The following is a 17,704-nucleotide window of genomic DNA, read 5'->3' on the forward strand; positions in this document are numbered from 1 at the left end:
CCTGAAGACAGTTTGCCCGGACGGAACTCCATGCGGCCTTGCCGGCCGCATCTTCCCATCCTGCGGTCCCGTCAGCGCGAGCGGCCGGGGCCGCTCGCGCCGGCCATCCCTTTCGGGATCAGCCCCCCGCGCGCACCGCCTCGGGGTTCACAAGATTGATCGGCGCCCCGGCGGCGAAGGCGAGGATTTGGTCCACCGCCACCTCGTAGATCGCGTCGAACACGCTCCGCTCGGCATAGCCGAGATGCGGCGTGCAGAGCACGTTGGGCATGCCGATCAGCGGATGCGCCGCACCCAGCACCGGCTCTTCCTCGTACACATCGACCGCCCCGAATCCGGGCCGCCCGGCCTTCAGCGCCGCGACGAGTGCGCCCGCCTCGACGATCTGCGCGCGCGAGGTGTTCACCAGCAGCGCCGTCGGCTTCATCAGCGCGAGATCGGCCGCGGTGACGATACCGCGCGTGGCCTCGTTCATCAGGATGTGCAGGCTCAGCACGTCCGCCTCGGCGAAAAAGGCCTCGCGGCTCGTCGCCACCTCGTAGCCATCCGCCCGCGCCCGCTCGGTGCTGCCCTCGCGCCCCCAGCAGACGACCCGCATGTTGAAAGCCCGCCCGACCCGGGCCACGGTCGATCCGATCCGCCCATAGGCATACACCCCGAGCACGCGCCCCTTCAGCCGCGTGCCGACCGAGCCCTGCCACAGCCCGTCCTTCAGCCGCTGCGCCTCCTCGGGGATGTGGCGCAGCGCGGCCAGGATCAGCGCCCAGGCCAGCTCCGCCGTGGAATCCGGCCCACCGGCGCCGCCCGCCGAGACCACCACCCCCTGCCGCGTGCAGGCATCAACCGCGAGATGGCTGAAGTTGCGCCCGGTCTGGCTGATCAGCCGCAGCCGCGGCAACCGCTCCACGACCGCGGCCGGGAAGGTGCTGCGCTGCTGGGTCAGCACCACCGCATCCATATCCTGCAGCCGCGCGGCCAGCTCCTCCGGGTCCTTCATCGTCTCGCGGAACACCGTCACCTCATGCCCGGCCAGCCGCGCGGAGGCGGGGGCGGCGCGGAAGGCATCCGCATAGTCGTCGAGCACTGCGATCCGCATTGGGTTCGCTCCTTGAGCGCGTGGAGAGGAATGGCAGCGCGGACGGGTTCCACGATGCGGGCCGGGGCGGAGGCTCCGCGCCCGGCGGGATGGACTCAGTCTGCCTTGATCTCGTTCTCGCGCACCACCCGGCTCCAGGTCTCGATTTGCCCGTCAAGGAAGCGGCCCAGCTCCGCCGGGCCGGCCAGCACCAGCCGGGCCTGCTGGCCCTCGGTAATCTGCTGCGTCACACGTTCCTCGCGGAAGGCTGCCACCAGGGCCTCGTGGAAGCGGGCGACGACCGGCGCGGGGGTGCGCGCCGGTGCGAAAACGCCCCACCAGGCCTCCGCCAGCAGGCCGGGATACCCGGACTCCTCCGCCGTCGGCACCTGGGCCAGGCCGGGCAGCCGCTGCGGGCCGAACTGCACGATCGGGCGCAACGTGCCCGCCGCGATCTGCGGCGCGACGAGCGCCGCGCTGCCCACCACCATGTCCGCATGGCCCGCCACCGCGTCGTTCACCGCCGGCCCGCCGCCGCGATAGGGCAGGTGCTGGAACTGCACGCCGGCGCGGCCGCCCAGCTGCGTCATCACCAAATGACCGAGCGTGCCGTTGCCAGGCGTCGCGAAGGTGACGCCACCGGGCCGCGCCTTCGCCGCCGCGACGACGCCGGCCAGATCCTGGAAGGGCTTGTCGGGCCGGCAGGCCGCGACATAGGGCGCGCCGCCGATCAGCGTCACCGGATCGAGGTCGCCCTTGAGATCGAAGGGCAGGCGCGGCACCAGCGCCGGCATGACCGCATGGCTGTCGAAGGTCAGCAGCCAGGTCTGCCCGTCCGGCCGCGCCTTGGCCACCACATCCGTGCCCAGCGTGCCCGCCGCACCGCCGCGATTCTCCACCACCACGTTCACGCCCAGCGCGCGCTGCAGCCCGGGCGCGGCAAGGCGCGCCACGACGTCGGTCGAGCCGCCGGGCGCGAAGGGAACCACGATGCGGATGGGGCTGGCGGGCCAGGCGGCCTCCGGCGCTGCGGTCTGCGCCAGGGCCGGAAGGGGGAGCGCGCCGGTCAGCGCGGCCAGCAGCGGGCGCCGGGTCCAAGGCTTCATCGGATGCGTTTCCCCGGGGCTTCTTTGCGCGAAGTAGATCGCAGCTCCGGAGACGTGGCAAGGCGAGCAGGTCGGTGGCAGAGGTAGTGGAATCTGGTGCGCTCGGGGTCCCAGGGAGGCGCCGCCTCCCTGGACCCTCCGCCGGGAAGCCTGAGGCTTCCCGGACCCCACCATCTGAACCTCAGTGGTCACGCCGAGGGTCGATGACCCTCGGCGACTGAGAAGGCCGGTCCCGGCGTCTGAAACCCCTGCCTGCGGCGCTGCCCCTGACCGCTGGGCGGCCCGTTGAACTTGACGCGGGGTCCGGGGAGCCCGGTGGCTCCCCGGTGGAGGGTCCGGGAGGCAAAGCCTCCCGGGGGCAACCCGCCCGACCTAACTCAGGCTCCAGCCAACTCCATAGCCCGCCTCGCCCGGCCCTTAATGGCCTCCCAGTTCCCCGCTGCCACCTCCGCCGCCGGTGCAAGCCAGGACCCGCCCACCGCGACCACATTCGGCAGCGCCAAGTAGTCCGGCGCTTCCTTCTCCCCGATGCCGCCGGTGGGGCAGAAGCGCGCCTCCGGGAAGGGTGCGCCGAGCGCCTTCAGCGCGCCGATGCCGCCCATCTGCGCCGCCGGGAACAGCTTCACCGTGGAAAAGCCGCGCGCCATCGCGGCCATGAGCTCGGAGGCCGTGGCGATGCCGGGCACGAAGGGGATACCGTCCTCCGCGGCCGCGTCCAGCAGCTCCGTCGTCGCGCCGGGCGAGAAGGCGAAGGTCGCGCCGATCGAGCGGGCAAGGGCGAGGTCGCGCCGCGTCAGCACCGTACCCAGCCCGACCACGGCATCCGGCACCCCGGCGATGATCGCCTCCGCTGCCTTCGCACCGGCTTCGGTCCGCAGCGTGATCTCAAGCGTGCGCACTCCGCCGGCGACCAGCGCACGGGCGAGCGGCACGGCGGTCGCGGCATCATGGATGGTCAGCACCGGCACGATCCGGGCGGCGCGCAGCAGATCGGCGGTGGTGTTGGGCACGGTCATGCGGCCTCCGGGGCGTCGGGGTGGTCGAGGATGCCTGATGGCATGGCCTCGCGCGGGATGATCGCGCCGGGATGGCGGATCACGGCTCCGGCCAGGCGATGACCGGCCAGGGCAGCGGCGTCGGGCGGCAGCCCGGCCAGGCGGGCGGCGAGGAAGGCGGCGGCGAAGCTGTCCCCGGCCGCCGTGGTGTCCACGGGCGTGACAGGCTCGGGCGGGGGCACGTCCCATTCGCGGTCGCCGCACAGCACGATGCAGCCGGGCTCCGGCCGCTTCACCACCGCCTCGGCCACGCCGGCGTCGCGCAGCCGCGTGACCAGCGCCTCGGGCGTGGCACCGTCCTCCAGCAGCGCGAAATCCTCCACCCCTGCGAGCACGGTGTGGCTGAGCGCGATGGCGCGGGCGAAGGCACGGCGCGCCTCCTCCGGGTCCGGCCAGCCGCGCGGGCGGAAGTTGCTGTCGAACACCACCCGTCCGCCGGCGGCGCGCACCGCCTGTAGCGCGCCGAACAGCCGCTCCCGCGCGGCGCCCGCGAAAAGGGAGAGGGTGATGCCGGAGAGATAGACGAGATCGGCCGCCGCCAGCCCCGCCTCGATGTCAGGCGTCTCCGGCAGGTCGAAGAGCTGGCGCACGGGGGCCTCGCCCCGCCAGTAGGAGAAGCGCCGCTCCCCCTTGGCATCGGTCTGGATGAGGTAGAGGCCGGGCACCCGGCCGGGCAGCCGCGGCACGAGACCGGTGCCCACGCCCTCCGCCTCCCAGGCGCGCAGCATCTCCTCGCTATGCGCGTCGTCCCCGAGCGCGGTGACGTAATCCACCGCCAGCCCCGGCCCGCCGACGCGGGCGAGATAGATGGCGGTATTCAGCGTGTCCCCGCCGAAGGCGCGGGAGAGAAGCCCATCCGGCCGCTCGCGCAGTTCGATCATGCACTCGCCGATGCAGGCGACCTTCCAGGCGGTACGCGTCACAGCACAGTCTCCGCCGGGGCAGCGGCCCGGATATAGGCAGCCCCACCGCGGGGCGCGCCGCAGGAGCCGCGAACCACGAGCCGTGCGGGAAGGATCACCTGCTCGGGCGCTCCCTCAGGCTCGGCAATCCGGCGCAGCAGCAGGCGCCCGGCCTCCTCGCCCACCAGCCGCGCCAGGGTGGAGACGGTGGTGAGCCCGGGCTCGCACAGCGCGGCCTCGGGCAGGTCGTCCACCCCCGTCACCGCGATGTCGCGCCCGGGGCGCAGGCCCCGGCGCTCCAGTCCCAGCATGGCGCCGAGCGCGACCACGTCGTTGAAGCACACCACGGCGCTGGGCGGCGCCGGCCCGTCCAGCAGCGCACCGATCGCCTCCGCCCCGGCGCGGCGCGAGACCGCCACCTTCAGCATCAGCCCCGTCTCCAGCCCGTGGCGGCGCATGGCCGCGGTGAAGCCCAGCCGCCGGGCGCGGCTGACGGAATGGGCGAGCTCGGCGCCGAGATAGGCGATGCGGCGATGGCCGAGCCGCACCAGGTGCTCCACCACCTGCTCCAGCGCGAAGCCGTTATCGGCGGTCGCATGGTCCTCCGCCTCCCCGTCCCGCGCCGAGACGTGGCGCAGCGCCTGCACGCAGGGTAGCCGCCATTCGTGCAGGCGGCGCATCAGCTCGGGCGGGGTGCCCGCGGCGGGGCACAGCACCACCCCGTCCACGCCCTGCTCGCGCATGCGGCGCAGGAAGCGATCCTGCCGCTCCAGATCCTCGCCGGTGCTGACGAGGAAGGAGACATAGCCCGCCGGGTCCATGGTGGAATCCACGCCCACTGCCATCTCGCCGAAGAAGGGGTTGGTGATATCGGTAACGATGAGGCCGATGGTCTGGCTGCGGCTGGCCCGCAGCATCGCGGCGCCGCGGTTGTAGGTGTAGCCCAGCGCATCCACCGCCGCCCGCACCCGCGCCCGCGTTTCGGCCGCGACCAACGGACTCTCGCGCAGAACGAGGGAAACGGTCGCGCGCGAAACCCCCGCGCGCGCCGCCACCTCGCGCAGCGTCAGCCGCGCGCGCGCCGCCGGAATCGGCCGCGCCGGGGCGGGCCCGTGCCGGCCCGGCGAGAGGTCGGGCGGGTGGGCCATATCCGCGCCTAGTGCGAGTGGCGCGGCAGGCCCGCCGTGTGAACCAGATCCTGGTAGGGCACAGCATCTTCCAGGCAGGCGCCGGTCGAGAGCTGGCCGACCGTCTCCCGGTACAGCGCCTGCCAGGGCGTCTGATTCCGCAACTCGGGAAGCTTCAGCGCGGCGCGGCGGGCGGCGATCTCCTCCTCCGACACCAGCAGGTCCACGCGCCGAGCGCGAAGGTCCACGCGCACGCGGTCGTTCATGCGCAAGATGGCCAGGTTTCCGCCCACCGCCGCCTCGGGTGAGACATTGAGGATGGAAGGACTGGCGGATGTGCCGCTCTGCCGCCCGTCGCCGATGCAGGGCAGGGAATGAATGCCCCGGCGGATGAGCTCGTCCGGCGGCTGCATGTTCACCACCTCTGCCGAGCCGGGATAGCCGACCGGGCCACAATTGCGGATGAACAGGATGCAGAACTCGTCGATCTGCAGCCCCGGCTCGTTGATGCGCTTATGGTAGTCCTCCGGCCCCTCGAAGATGATCGCGCGGCCCTCGAAGGCATCGTGATCATCGGGGTTGGACAGGTAGCGCTCGCGGAATTCGGGCGAGATCACGCTCGTCTTCATGATGCCGGAATCGAAGAGGTTGCCGCGCAGCACCAACATCCCGGCCTGCGGCACCAGCGGCGCCTCAAAGGCGCGGATGACGTCGCGGTCCTGCGAGACCGCACCTTCCATCTCCTCGGCCACGCTGCGCCCGGTGACGCTCAGCGCGCCGCCATGCAGCAGCCCGGCCTCCAGCAGCTCGTGCATGACAGCCGGTACGCCGCCCGCGCGGTGGAAGGACTCGCCGAGATAGGCACCGGCGGGCTGGCAATTCACCAGCATCGGCACGTCATGCCCCACGCGCTGCCAGTCATCGAGGGTGAGATCCACGCCGACATGGCGCGCGATGGCGATGAGATGCGGCGGCGCGTTGGTGGAGGCGCCGATGGCGGAGGCGACCATGATCGCGTTCTCGAAAGCCTCCTTCGTCATCACCTTCCGCGGCGTCAGGTCCTCGCGCACCATGTCCACGATGCGGAGTCCGGTGCGATAGGCCATCTGCCCGCGCTCGCGATACGGCCCGGGGATGGAGGCGCAGGTGGGAATGCTCATTCCCAGCGCCTCCGCGATCGAGTTCATCGAGAGCGCGGTGCCCATGGTGTTGCAATGGCCGACGCTCGGCGCCGAGGCCGCGGCCATGTCCATGAAGTCCTCGTAGGTGATCTCGCCGGCCGCCAGGCGCTGCCGCCCCTCCCAGATGATGGTGCCGGAACCCGCGAGCCGCCCCTTGTAGTGCCCGTCCAGCATCGGCCCGCCCGAGAGCACGATGGCCGGCATGTTCACCGTGGCCGCCGCCATCAGGCAGGCGGGCGTGGTCTTGTCGCAGCCGGTGGTGAGCACGACGCCGTCCAGCGGGTAGCCGAACAGCACCTCCACCAGGCCAAGATAGGCGAGGTTGCGGTCCAGCGCGGCGGTCGGCCGCTTGCCCGTCTCCTGGATGGGGTGGACGGGGAATTCCATCGGGATCCCGCCCGCCTCGCGAATGCCCGCCTTCACGCGCTCCGCCAGTACGAGGTGATGGCGGTTGCAAGGGGCGAGGTCGCTGCCGGTCTGGGCGATGCCGATGATGGGCTTGCCGGATTGCAGCTCGGCGCGGGTGATCCCGTAATTCAGGTAGCGTTCGAGATAGAGCGCGGTCATGTCGGGGTCGTGGGGATCGTCGAACCAGGACTGGCTGCGAAGCTTGACCATGGCGTTTTTCCCACTCCCGCGCGGCGGGCGTGATCCCGCTCGTTTTGGACTGATCCAACGATGTCGATACGAGCGGCCGGTTTGTCCGTCAACTCGATGTGGCTGATGAGCATCTGACCGGATCGATCCGGCCGGAGAAGTCCCTTGTCGGTTGGATCAGTCCAAACTAGCGTCCGGCCCGCCGACTCCGACCGAGAACCGGAGCACCGCGAGGGAGACGACAGACGTGACGATCGAGAATCTGACGCGCCGCATGGCGCTTGCCGGCCTGGGTGGCCTGGCCGGCGGCCTGGCCCTGCCCTCCGCGGTTCATGCCCAAGGTGCCTACCCCAACCGCCCCGTGAACCTCATCGTCGGCTTCCCGCCGGGCGGCCAGACCGACTTTGCCGCGCGTGTGGTGCAGCCCGGCCTCGGTGCCGCCCTCGGCCAGCCGGTGGTCATCGACAACCGCGGCGGCGCTGGCGGCAATATCGGCACGGAAGCCGTGCTGCGCGCCCGGCCGGACGGCTACACTCTGCTCGCCGGCAACTCGAGCCCGATGGCCATCAACCCGCACACCTTCCCGGGCATGACCATCAACCCGCTCGACCTGGTTCCGATCGGGCTGACGCTGCAGAGCTCGCTCATCCTTTGCGTGCATCCCTCCGTGCCGGCCACCAACGTCCAGGAGCTGACGGCCTGGATCAAGGCGCAGCGCGGCGGCGTGAACTACGGCTCCCCCGCCGCCGGCAGCCTGTCGCATTGCGCGATGGAGCTGTTCCGCGAGCGGATTGGCAAGCCGGAGATGGAGAGCGTGCCCTATCGCGGCAGCGGCCCGGCCATCCAGGACTTCATCGCCAACCGTTTCAGCGCGATGTTCGACGCTGCCTCCGTCATGGCGCCCTTCATCAAGGCAGGCCAGCTGCGCGGCATCCTCGTCACCGGCCCGAACCGCTCGCCCGCCTTCCCCGACATCCCCACGGCGACTGAGCAGGGACTTGCGGACTTCACCTTCACCGCCTGGATCGGCCTCTTCGCGCCGAAGGGCACGCCCGACGACGTCCTCCGCAAGATCTATGCGGCGCAGAACACCGCACTGCAGGATCCGGGCCTGCGGGAGCGCATCACCAGCCAGGGCGACGAGCCCGGCAGCGGCACGATGGAGGAATTTGCCACCATGGTCCGCCGCGACCACGCCCGCTGGGGCGAGGTGGTGAAGGCGAATAACATCACCGCCGCCTGAGCCTTACACCGGCTGCACGGACAGAGGGGCGCCCTTTCAGGGGCGCCCCTTTTTCATGGGGCTGCACCAGCGCTCCCGCTCAGGCGGCGCCCTGAGCCGGTTCCTCCCCGACGAACAACCGGGCGAGCATTCCCGCCGTCATCGGCCGGCCGAACAGGTATCCCTGAACGGCCTGGCATCCCTTGAGGCGCAGCATCTCCGCCTGCGCCTGGGTCTCCACACCTTCGGCGATCGTGCGCACGCCCAGTGCGTGACTCATTCCCACCACCGCCCGGACAATCGCCTCGGCACTGCGGTCATCGCCAAGGTGGCGGACGAAGGAGCGATCGATCTTCACCTTGTCGAACGGAAATTTCTGCAAGTAGCCGAGGCTGGAATAGCCCGTGCCGAAATCATCCATCGCGATCTTCACCCCGACCTCGCGCAGACGGCGCAGCGTGGCCAGAGTTCCATCCGTGTCCTTGAGCAGCACGCCCTCGGTAATCTCGATCTCCAGCCGCTCGGGCGCCAGCCCGCTGGCCTCCAGCGCCGCCACCACCGCCTCGAACAGGCCCGTCTGGCGGAACTGCACGGGCGAGACATTGACGGCAACGGTGATGTGCCCGGGCCACCCCGCCGCCTCGCGGCAGGCCTCCTGCAGGGCCCAGGTGCCGATCGGCCCGATCAGCCCGGTCTCCTCGGCCAGCGCGATGAACTGGTCCGGCGGCACGTTGCCCACGCCGGGCCGCTCCCAGCGCAGCAGCGCCTCCGCCCCGGTCACCTCCCCGGTGTCGAGATGAACCTGCGGCTGATAGGCCAGCCGGAAGTCGCCCTGCGCCAGCGCGGTGCGGAGATCGGCCTCCAGCGCCCGCCGCTCGCGCAGCTTGCGGTTCATCTCCGGCGCGAAGAAGGAGTAGCCGCCCCGCCCGCTCTCCTTCGCTTGGTAGAGCGCGAGATCGGCGTCCCGCATCAGCTGCATCGGATCGGCCGAGCCGCTCCGTTCCGCCATGGCGATGCCGATGCTGACGCCGACGGTCACGCAGTGGCCATCGAGGTCCACGGGCTCTTCCAGAACCGCGATCAGCCGGCGCGCCAGCCCGTCCGCGGCCTCGGGCTGGACGGCCTGAGGCTGCACCACGGCGAATTCATCCCCGCCCAGCCGGGCCAGCGTATCGCTCTCTCGCAGCACGCCCACCATGCGGGCCGCAACGATCTTCAGTAGCCGGTCGCCCGCCGCGTGGCCGAGCGTGTCGTTCACCTCCTTGAAGCGGTCCAGGTCGAGGCAGAGCACCGCGAGCGGCGTTGATTCGCGCCGCGCCATGGCGAGCGCCTGGTGCAGCCGGTCGCCGAAGAGGCTGCGATTGGGCAACCCCGTGAGCAGGTCATGGGCTGCAAGATAGCTCGCCCGCGTCAGCGCCTGGTTCAGCAGGCGGAGCGGCAGCACGCGCAGTACCGTGAAGATCAGACCGCCCAGCATGGCCGACCCCAAGGCCAGCAGCGCCGTCGTCTCCAGCGCATCGCGCATGGAGCGCGCGGCCTCGGCATGTCCGACCAGGCGCTCCCCTTCCATGACCGGTTCGCGATGGGTGAGGACCGGCCATGCCAGCTCCTCTCCGGGTACCGACTCGATGATGAGCCGGCCCCCGGTGTCGAGGACGCGGCGGAGTTCCGCCGAGGCCCGCCCCTGGGACGGGGCGGAGACGCGCAGGCCCTCGAACTCCCAGAAGGCCGGGTTCACCCGCGCCATCTCCCCGATCTCGGCCGCGTGCAGCGTCGCGCTCGCCTCTAGCGCGCCAAGGACGCGGTAGCGGGCGGCCGAGAGATAGGTCACGGGAATCGTCGCCGCGATCACCAGGGCGGCCAGCCCCGCCAGGGTGGTGACGGTGAGGGTCACTGCGCTGTTCGGGGCCGATGCCTCCTCCGTACCGGCCGTCAACATGGCGCGCACACAGCCTCTGGCCCAGGCCATGTGGGCCCGGAGCTGCATCATCGGACCGGAGTCGGTGAGCATGCTGAACGACATCGCCAGGATGTTGCGCCCGACTTCGCAAACGAATCCTCAAGATGGCGCCGAGGATCTTTCCGGCCGCATTCGCTTTTTCTTCAGCTTGTACGGCCACCATCGCCGAAACCGGCATCGGCCGGCCAGCCGGGGACATGCCCTGTCCCCTTGGCGAATTTCCAGCATGGGGCGACCCGTTTGCCGCGCATGATCCCTCTCGAGCAGTGCGGCTTTCCGCCATCCCGGCTTCGGACGCGGGCGCGCGCGACAAGGGGCCTGCCCGCCCGTTTCTGGTCCGCCCTCCCGCTTCTGTTGGCACTTGCCGGGCCAACGCGGCCCGCCGTTGCAGAGCCGACGCTGCGCGACCTCCAGGTCCTTGCTCGCGCGCTCGGCTTTCTCGAGCGCCCACCGAGCGGCGCGGCCGAGATCGGCATCGTCTATCCCCAGCAATCCACAGCGGGCATGGCCGAGGCGAACCGGATCGCCGCTTTCTTCGGCGATGGGCTGCGAGCCGGCAACCTCCTCGTGCGCCCCAGGCTCGTGACGCTGGAGAAGGTGGGTGAGGCAGGGCCGGCTGCGCTGCTCCTGACCGATGCGGCAGCTGCCCAGGCGGCCATGGTGGCCCGGGTCGTCGCCGGCCGCTCCGTCCTGACCGTGAGCTCCGACCGCGGGCTGATCGATGCCGGCTCGGTCGTGATGGTCGTCCGGAGCGAGCCGCGGGTCGAGATCCTCGTGAACCGGGCCGCCGCGCAGACCGCAGGCGTCAACTTCGCCGCCGCCTTCCGCATGATGATCCAGGAGCGTTGATCGTGAACGCACGCAAGACTCGAGGCGGATGTCCCGCCCGGCGGATCGCCTCCCTTGCCGGCCTCCTCGCCCTCGCCCTCCCGGGCCCGGTGGCGGCGCAGGGCATCGACCACAGCGCGCTGGAGGAGCTGTTCGGGGAGCCGGTCACGACCAGCGCCACCGGCAAGCCGCAGCGCGCCTCGGACGTGCCTGTCGCGATGAACATCATCACTGCCGAGCAGATCCGTCGCTCGGGCGCGAGCGACATCCCGGCCGTACTCGCCCGCTATACCTCGCTCGACGTGCAGCAATACGGGCCGGAGGACTTCTCGGTCAGTGCCCGCGGCTACGCTGCCCCGAACACCCAGCGCGTTCTGGTGCTGGTCAATGGCCGCCAGGTCTATCTGGACGCTTTCGGCCGCACCTCCTGGGATAACCTGCCGGTCCAGCTCTCCGAGATCCGGCAGATCGAGGTGGTGCGCGGCCCCAACAGCGCGCTGTTCGGCTTCAACGCCGCTGCCGGCGTGATCAACATCATCACCTTCGATCCGGCGCGAGATCGCGTCAGCAGCCTCGTGATGCGCGGCGGCACGGGTGGCTACGGAGAGCTGTCGGGGGTCACGACCGCCCCGCTCGGCGAGGGCTCCGGGATCCGGCTCTCGGCCGGGCTCCGCAACCAGGACGCCTGGCGCCGCGGCTACCAGCCCTTCGAGCGGGCGCTGGGCGCGGACAGGGACGTGTCGCACGGGCAGGTTGCCGCCGACTCCTCCTTCCGCCTGAGCGACACGGTGCAGGCCGGCCTCGATGCGAGCTATTCCCGCTCCATCGGTGCCGAGATGCAGCTGCCCGGCTTCCTGCCGCCCTGGGACGTGAAGACCTGGAGCGTGCGCGGGCGCATCACGGCCGAGACGGGCCTGGGCACGATCGGGGCGGCGCTGTACCACAACGCCCTGCAGGCCCGCCTTCTCGGCACGCCACTGCTGGAACAAGGCGTGACGGTCGCGCAGCTGAGCGACACGGTGAAGATTGGCGCCTCGCACACACTGCGCCCCTTCCTGGAGTACCGGCACAATACCATCAGCGGCGATGGCGGCACGGGCGGGGGCAGCGTGCTGAACACCGCCCTGCTGCGCGGGCTGTCGGGCGGCTACGACGTCGCGGCAGCCGGTGCCATGTGGAACTGGGCAGTCACGCCGGATGTCGAATGGACGGGCGCACTGCGATACGACCACATCTGGATCAATGCCCGCGGCTACGACAGCCCGGTCTTCCCCTTCGGCGACCGCGACTATCGCCGCGATTACGGCACCGTCTCCTGGAATGCCGGCCTGGTCTGGCGGGCGACGGAGGCCGACACGCTGCGCGCCTCGGTAGCGCGCGGCGTTGGCGTGCCGAGCTATTTCGACATGGGGACGCGGACCATCTCCTCCACCCTGGGCATCGCGACGGTCGGGTCACCCCTGCTGAAACCGTCGACGGTGGACGACTATGAGATCGGTTACAGCCGCCAGATCGAGGCGATCCGCGGCCGCATCGGTGCGACAGGGTTCTACCAGGTCAGCCGCGGCATCAGCGCCTCGCTCGGCTCCGCCCCGACGACGCTTCCGGCCCTGCCGACGCTGCCGGTCATCATCCCCTACAACCTCGAACCCTCGCACGCCTACGGGGTGGAGCTCTCCGCCGCCGGCCAAGCGTTCGATGCCTTCGACTGGGGCGTCGAGTACCGCCTGGCCGTCGTCGAGGAGGGGGAGCGGCCGAGCCTCCTGAATCTGGGGCACGCCTCGCCCCGGCACCTGGTCTCGGCGCGGCTGGGCTGGGGCCAGGGGCCGCTGCGGCTGGATCTGTTCGGGCGCTACTCCACCACGATGGAGGGCTACCGGACGACCGAGAAAGCCATCCTGCCGGTGCGGGTGGAGGACTATGCCTCGCTGGCCGCACGGATCGGCTATCGCGTGACGGACAAGGCCACCCTGGCGCTGGAGGGATCGAGCCTCCTGCATGAGCGGCAGCGCCAGGGGATCGGGGCGGAAGCGGAGCGCCGGATCTATGTCTCGCTGCGGATGGACTTCTGACCGGGGCCGCGCTGGCGCCTTCAGCGCTGGCCGAGTGGCACCACCCCCGCCTCGCCGGCCAGGCGGTCGAGCTGGGCCATCAGCGGTGCGGACAAGGCAACGCCCTGCGCTGCGCGCTGTCGCCGCCGCTCCGCGCGCAACTCCCCGGGCGTGCGGATACGGTCCACCCCGGGCAGCCGCGCGGAGTTCCGCAACTCGTCCAGATGCCGCGTCACCTCCGCCTGGAAGTCTCGTGGGTCGAGGAAGCGCGAGACATCCAGCGCAATCAGCACGTGGCCCGTCTCTGTTACCGTGCGGTCATCGGCGTTGAAGTCCACCACGTCCCGCCCGAAGGCCGCCCGGTTCAGCGTCCCGGCCAGGAACCCGAGCATCATCGCCAGACCGCTGCCCTTATAGCCGCCGACGGGCAGCAGAATGCCCTCATGGCTGCGGTTGGGGTCGGTCAGCGCCTCGCCGGTGCGGGCATCGATCATCCAGCCCTCCGGCATCGGCTTGCCCACCATCGCATGGCCCTTCACCGTGCCGTAGGAGACGACGGTGGTGGCCATGTCGAGCACGACCGGATCGGCCTCGCCCATCGGGATCGCGATGGCCAGCGGGTTGGTGCCCAGCAGCGATTCCGTGCCGCCCCAGGGCGCCATGTGGTTGGCGCTCGCCACCACCGTGTAGATGCCGACCATCCCCGCCGCGAGTGGTAGGCAGGCATGCACCGCGCCCGATCCCGCATGGTTCGACCGGCGCGCGCCCACCCATGCGATGCCGTTCTCGCGCGCGATGGCGATCGCCGTCTCGCCCGCCTGCGACATGACGAGGTGCCCGAGGCCGTTATCGCCCTCCACCATCGCCACCGCCGGCGCCAGGCGACGCACGGTGATGTCCGGCCGTGGATTGGCGCCGCCCGCGCGAAGGCGGCGCACATACTGGGGCAGGCGGAAGATGCCATGGGCGTCGGCGCCGGTCAGGTCGGCCTCCACCATCAGCTCGGCCGCGCGCCGCGCATCGGCTTCGCGCAGTCTTTGCGCCGCCAGGATGTCGGCCGCGAAGCCGATCATCACCTCCGCGCGGTGGCGCGGGCCCGCATGCTCCTCGGACGCCATGGACTAACCCTCCAGCCCGAGGAGACGGCGGGCATTGCCCGACAGGATGGCGTCGCGCGCGGCGAGATCGGGGATCGCCGCCTCCACATCCTCCACGCCAGTTGTGGTGCCCATGTCGAAGGGATAGTCGGTGCCGAACAGAATTCGCTCGGCGCCCACCTCCTCCAGCAGGAAGCGCAGCGCGCCCGGGGCGTGGGTGATGCTGTCATACAGAAGGCGGTCCAGGCTCTCGGTTGGATCGCCCTTCAGCCGCGCCTTCGGCTCCGGCCGCACGCGCCAGCCATGGCGGAAGCGGCCGGCCTGGAAGGGCACGAAGCCGCCGGCATGGGAGAGCAGGAAGCGGATGTTCGGATGCCGCTCGATCACCCCGCCGAAGACGAGGGAGGTGGCCGCGATCGTCGTCTCCAGCGGGTTCCCGATCAGGTTGGTCAGGTAGTAGCTCCGCATCCGCTCGGCCGCGACGACCTTGTGCGGATGCACGAGCACGAGCAGCCGGTGCCGCTCCGCCACCGCCCACACGGCGTCTAGCGCGGGGTCGTCGAGGTTGCTCCCACCGATATTGGAACCGAGATGCAGCCCGCGCAGCCCGTGCGCGGTGATGGCACGCTCCAGCGTCGCGGCCGCGCGCGCCGGGTCCTGCATGGCGGCGGTGGCCAGGCCCAGGAAGCGGTTCGGGTACTGCCGGCAAAGCGCGCCAATCGCCTCGTTCTGGATCTCGGAAACCGTATCGGCCGCGCCCGCATCCGCCTCGTAGAGGAAGGTGTGCGGGATGTTGCAGACCACCTGCATGTCCACCCGCTGCGCCGCCATATCGGCGAAGCGCCGCTCCAGGTCCCAGGCGGCACGGGGGAAGGGGTTCTGCCGGACATCCAGGATCTCGAGTACCCCGGCCTCGTCATCCAGGCGCGTCAGCTTCGGCGCGAGGGAGGGAACGTCGCGGGCGATGGCCGCGATCATGGACTCGGTAAGGACATGGGTGTGCGCGTCGATCACGGCCACGGCGTTTCTCCCGGCCCGGTCGGTCGCCAAGCCTTATGACGTCATAAGACAATATGCGGGGAAGCGGTCAAGCCTCCCCGGCCGGCACCCGCATCGCCCGCAACTCGCCCCGGCGCATCGTGCGGGTGAAGGAGAAGCTGTCGGCCCGGTAGTAACTCCGCGCGTATTCCAGCGCCTGCCCCGCGGCATCCACCGCCACGCGCTCGGTCAGCACCAGCGGCTCATGCGGCGCGATCGCCAGCAGCCCGGCGCGGAAGGCATCGGCCCGGATCACCTCCATCCGCTCCTGCGCCTCCTGCGCCACAAGGCCGAAGATCCCCTCCAGCACCTGGTGCAGGGGCTGCGCCAGTCCGGTGCCCAGCAAGTCCGGCGCCAGCGCCGCGGGCACGAAGGAGGTGCGGATGGCCACCGGCGCCCCGTCCCGGTGCAGGACGCGGCGCAGCTTGTGCACTTGGGCCTCGGCAGCAATTCCGAGACGCTGCGCCACCCAGCTCGGCGCCGGAACCGTCTCGGCGGCGTGCAGCCGAACGGCGCCGGGCGGCCCGTCCTCGAAGGGGCCGGCCAGGAAATGGCCGGAATGAAGAAGCGGCGCGTCCCGCCGGGCCAGACGCACGAAGGTGCCCCGCCCTTGCTGCCGGTGCAGCAGCCCCTCCTCCACCAGCGAGGTGACGGCCTGGCGCACGGTGATGCGGGACAGGCCGTAATGAGCGCAGAGCTCCGCTTCGGTGGCGAGACGGTCCCCGGGGGAGAGGTCGAAGGTAATAAGGTCCCGCAGGGCATGCTTCAGCTGCAGCCAGAGCGGCATGACCGGCCCGCCCCGCAGCGGCCGAAGCCGCGGCGCGCCACCCTCCGCCCGTGCCTCCAACGCCATGCACCGACCCCTTCGATCCTCCGGCTTGACAGCCGGGCCGGACGGATATGTCCTGTATCGTCTTAATGCAAGTGACACGCGGGATACCGCGGCACGGGAGGATGCGCGATGCGCCGGCGGCTTCTCGCTTTCACCATGGGCGCCCTCTTCGCAGGCGCCGCCGCCCTGCCCGGCTGCGCCGTGGCGCAGGAGTCCTACCCCAGCCGCCCCATCCGCGTGATCATGCCGCTCGCGGCCGGCAGCGCGGTGGATGTGGTCGCCCGCATCGTCACCGACCGCATGGGCGATCTCCTCGGCCAGCGGCTGGTGATCGAGAACCAGACAGGCGCCTCCGGCATGGTGGGGATGCGCGCCGGGGCCCGTTCGGCGCCCGATGGCTATACGCTCGTTGCGGTGAACGACGCCGTGCTGACCATGCTGCCCAACATGAATTCCCAGGTCGGCTACGACCCGCTGCGCGACTTCGCCCCGATAGGGCAGATCGCGCGCATCCGCTGGGCGCTGGTGGCCCATCCCAACGCGCCCGCGCGCGACATCCCCGGCCTCATTGCCGCCGCCCGCGCGCGGCCGGGCATGATCGACTACGCCTCGGGCGGCGCTGGCAGCCCGCAGCACGTCGCGATGGAAAGCTTCCTGCAGAAGGCAGGGGTGCGGATGAACCACATTTCCTATCGCGGCGCGACGCCGGCGCTCACCGCCGTCACGGCTGGCGAGGTGCCCTTCGGCTTCTTCGGCCTGCCCACCCCGAACGGTTTCATCCGCGACGGCCAACTCCGCATCCTCGGCACCGCGGGCCCCACGCGGATCGACAGCTTCCCCGATGCGCCCACCATCGCCGAGGCCGATGCCAGCATGGCCGGCTTCGCCTTCTTCACCTGGGGCGCCCTCCTCGCCCCTTCCGGCACCCCACCCGGCGTCATCGCGCGGCTGAACGACGCGTTGCGCGAGGCGCTGGCGGTGCCGGCCGTGCGCGAGCGGCTGGAGGGGCTGGGCTACGAGGTGGTCGGCAACACGCCCGAGGAGTTCACCCAGGCCCTGGCGCGGGACCACCAGGCGATGGCGGAGATCATCCGCAGCGCCGGCATTCGCATGGAATAGCGCGCCCTTTCCCGACCTCCAGCACAGGCTGAACCGCATCATGGCCCAACCCGCCGTCCTCCGCCCCGCTGAGCGCCCCATGGCGGATCGCGGCGGCGGCGCGCGCACCATCCCGCTCGTCACGCCGGGCATCGGCTCCACCCAGCTGCTGAACGGCATCACCATCTTCGATCCCGGCGCCGCCATCGGGGAGCATCTCCACAATTGCGAGGAGAGCGTGATGGTGCTGGAGGGCGACGCCGTCGCCGTGCTCGACGGGGTGGAGCACCGGCTGGGCGCCGGCGACACCACCTGGATCCCGGCGAACCTGCCGCATTTCTTCCGCAACGCCAGCGCCGAGGCGCCCATGCGGATCTTCTGGACCTACGCCTCCGTCACCGCGACCCGCACGCTGGTCACGACCGGCGAGACGCGCCCCGTGGCGGCGGAGCATGCGCCCGACAAGATCATGCGGCCGCCGGCCGTCTGAATCGCAGGCCCGCAACCGGCCGAAGAGCCGGCGGGCCGACCCTTC

15 protein-coding genes are annotated in these 17,704 nt (G+C 71.0%); 5 read left to right on the forward strand and 10 right to left on the reverse strand.

Features of this window, described 5'->3' with window-relative positions; genetic code table 11:
• Positions 1-118 precede the first annotated feature (118 nt).
• From ACVBD7_RS17945 to ACVBD7_RS17970, 6 genes are all read right to left on the reverse strand, one after another.
• Positions 119-1,096: a D-2-hydroxyacid dehydrogenase family protein gene (locus ACVBD7_RS17945; RefSeq protein WP_458094604.1), complete on the reverse strand. Its 978-nt coding sequence runs from the start codon at positions 1,094-1,096 to the stop codon at positions 119-121.
• 95 nt (positions 1,097-1,191) lie between these two features.
• A complete protein-coding gene (locus ACVBD7_RS17950) occupies positions 1,192-2,181 on the reverse strand; it encodes a Bug family tripartite tricarboxylate transporter substrate binding protein (protein ID WP_458094605.1) in 990 nt (329 codons plus the stop codon).
• 377 nt (positions 2,182-2,558) lie between these two features.
• Positions 2,559-3,197, reverse strand: coding sequence for a bifunctional 4-hydroxy-2-oxoglutarate aldolase/2-dehydro-3-deoxy-phosphogluconate aldolase (gene eda, locus ACVBD7_RS17955; protein WP_458094606.1), 639 nt, complete (start codon positions 3,195-3,197; stop codon positions 2,559-2,561).
• Entirely contained in the window at positions 3,194-4,159 is a 966-nt protein-coding gene (locus tag ACVBD7_RS17960) for a sugar kinase (RefSeq protein ID WP_458094607.1), read from the reverse strand. The genes eda and ACVBD7_RS17960 overlap by 4 nt, the downstream gene beginning before the upstream one ends.
• On the reverse strand, positions 4,156-5,286 hold the full coding sequence (locus ACVBD7_RS17965; RefSeq protein ID WP_458094608.1) for a LacI family DNA-binding transcriptional regulator: 1,131 nt from the start codon (positions 5,284-5,286) through the stop codon (positions 4,156-4,158). The genes ACVBD7_RS17960 and ACVBD7_RS17965 overlap by 4 nt, the downstream gene beginning before the upstream one ends.
• 8 nt (positions 5,287-5,294) lie before the next feature.
• The gene (locus tag ACVBD7_RS17970) at positions 5,295-7,064 is read right to left on the reverse strand and encodes an IlvD/Edd family dehydratase (RefSeq protein WP_458094609.1); all 1,770 of its coding nucleotides are present in this window, start codon (positions 7,062-7,064) and stop codon (positions 5,295-5,297) included.
• 226 nt (positions 7,065-7,290) lie between these two features.
• On the opposite strand from ACVBD7_RS17970, the gene ACVBD7_RS17975 reads away from it, so the two are divergent.
• Positions 7,291-8,286, forward strand: a complete 996-nt coding sequence (locus ACVBD7_RS17975; protein WP_458094610.1) for a Bug family tripartite tricarboxylate transporter substrate binding protein — start codon at positions 7,291-7,293, stop codon at positions 8,284-8,286.
• A 79-nt stretch (positions 8,287-8,365) separates the two neighbouring features.
• Here the strand turns inward: ACVBD7_RS17975 and ACVBD7_RS17980 are convergent, their stop codons facing one another.
• Positions 8,366-10,204 (reverse strand): putative bifunctional diguanylate cyclase/phosphodiesterase, encoded by a 1,839-nt coding sequence (locus ACVBD7_RS17980; protein ID WP_458097720.1) that lies wholly within the window; start codon positions 10,202-10,204, stop codon positions 8,366-8,368.
• A 270-nt stretch (positions 10,205-10,474) separates the two neighbouring features.
• Between ACVBD7_RS17980 and ACVBD7_RS17985 the strand changes: the two genes are divergently transcribed.
• Both ACVBD7_RS17985 and ACVBD7_RS17990 read left to right on the forward strand, forming a co-directional pair.
• A complete protein-coding gene (locus ACVBD7_RS17985; RefSeq protein ID WP_458094611.1) occupies positions 10,475-11,074 on the forward strand; it encodes a YfiR/HmsC family protein in 600 nt (199 codons plus the stop codon).
• 2 nt (positions 11,075-11,076) lie between these two features.
• Positions 11,077-13,125 (forward strand): TonB-dependent receptor plug domain-containing protein, encoded by a 2,049-nt coding sequence (locus ACVBD7_RS17990; protein WP_458094612.1) that lies wholly within the window; start codon positions 11,077-11,079, stop codon positions 13,123-13,125.
• 20 nt (positions 13,126-13,145) lie between these two features.
• Here the strand turns inward: ACVBD7_RS17990 and ACVBD7_RS17995 are convergent, their stop codons facing one another.
• From ACVBD7_RS17995 to ACVBD7_RS18005, 3 genes are all read right to left on the reverse strand, one after another.
• Entirely contained in the window at positions 13,146-14,222 is a 1,077-nt protein-coding gene (locus ACVBD7_RS17995; RefSeq protein ID WP_458094613.1) for an Ldh family oxidoreductase, read from the reverse strand.
• Between the two features lie 3 nt (positions 14,223-14,225).
• Complete coding sequence (locus ACVBD7_RS18000) at positions 14,226-15,221, reverse strand: amidohydrolase family protein (RefSeq protein WP_458094614.1); 996 nt, start codon at positions 15,219-15,221, stop codon at positions 14,226-14,228.
• Positions 15,222-15,288: 67 nt separating this feature from the next.
• A complete protein-coding gene (locus tag ACVBD7_RS18005; protein WP_458094615.1) occupies positions 15,289-16,092 on the reverse strand; it encodes a GntR family transcriptional regulator in 804 nt (267 codons plus the stop codon).
• A gap of 108 nt (positions 16,093-16,200) precedes the next feature.
• Between ACVBD7_RS18005 and ACVBD7_RS18010 the strand changes: the two genes are divergently transcribed.
• Complete coding sequence (locus ACVBD7_RS18010) at positions 16,201-17,190, forward strand: Bug family tripartite tricarboxylate transporter substrate binding protein (protein ID WP_458094616.1); 990 nt, start codon at positions 16,201-16,203, stop codon at positions 17,188-17,190.
• 40 nt (positions 17,191-17,230) lie between these two features.
• On the forward strand, positions 17,231-17,659 hold the full coding sequence (locus ACVBD7_RS18015) for a cupin domain-containing protein (protein WP_458094617.1): 429 nt from the start codon (positions 17,231-17,233) through the stop codon (positions 17,657-17,659).
• Positions 17,660-17,704: the final 45 nt, after the last annotated feature.

The organism is Roseomonas sp. WA12, assembly GCF_054165765.1.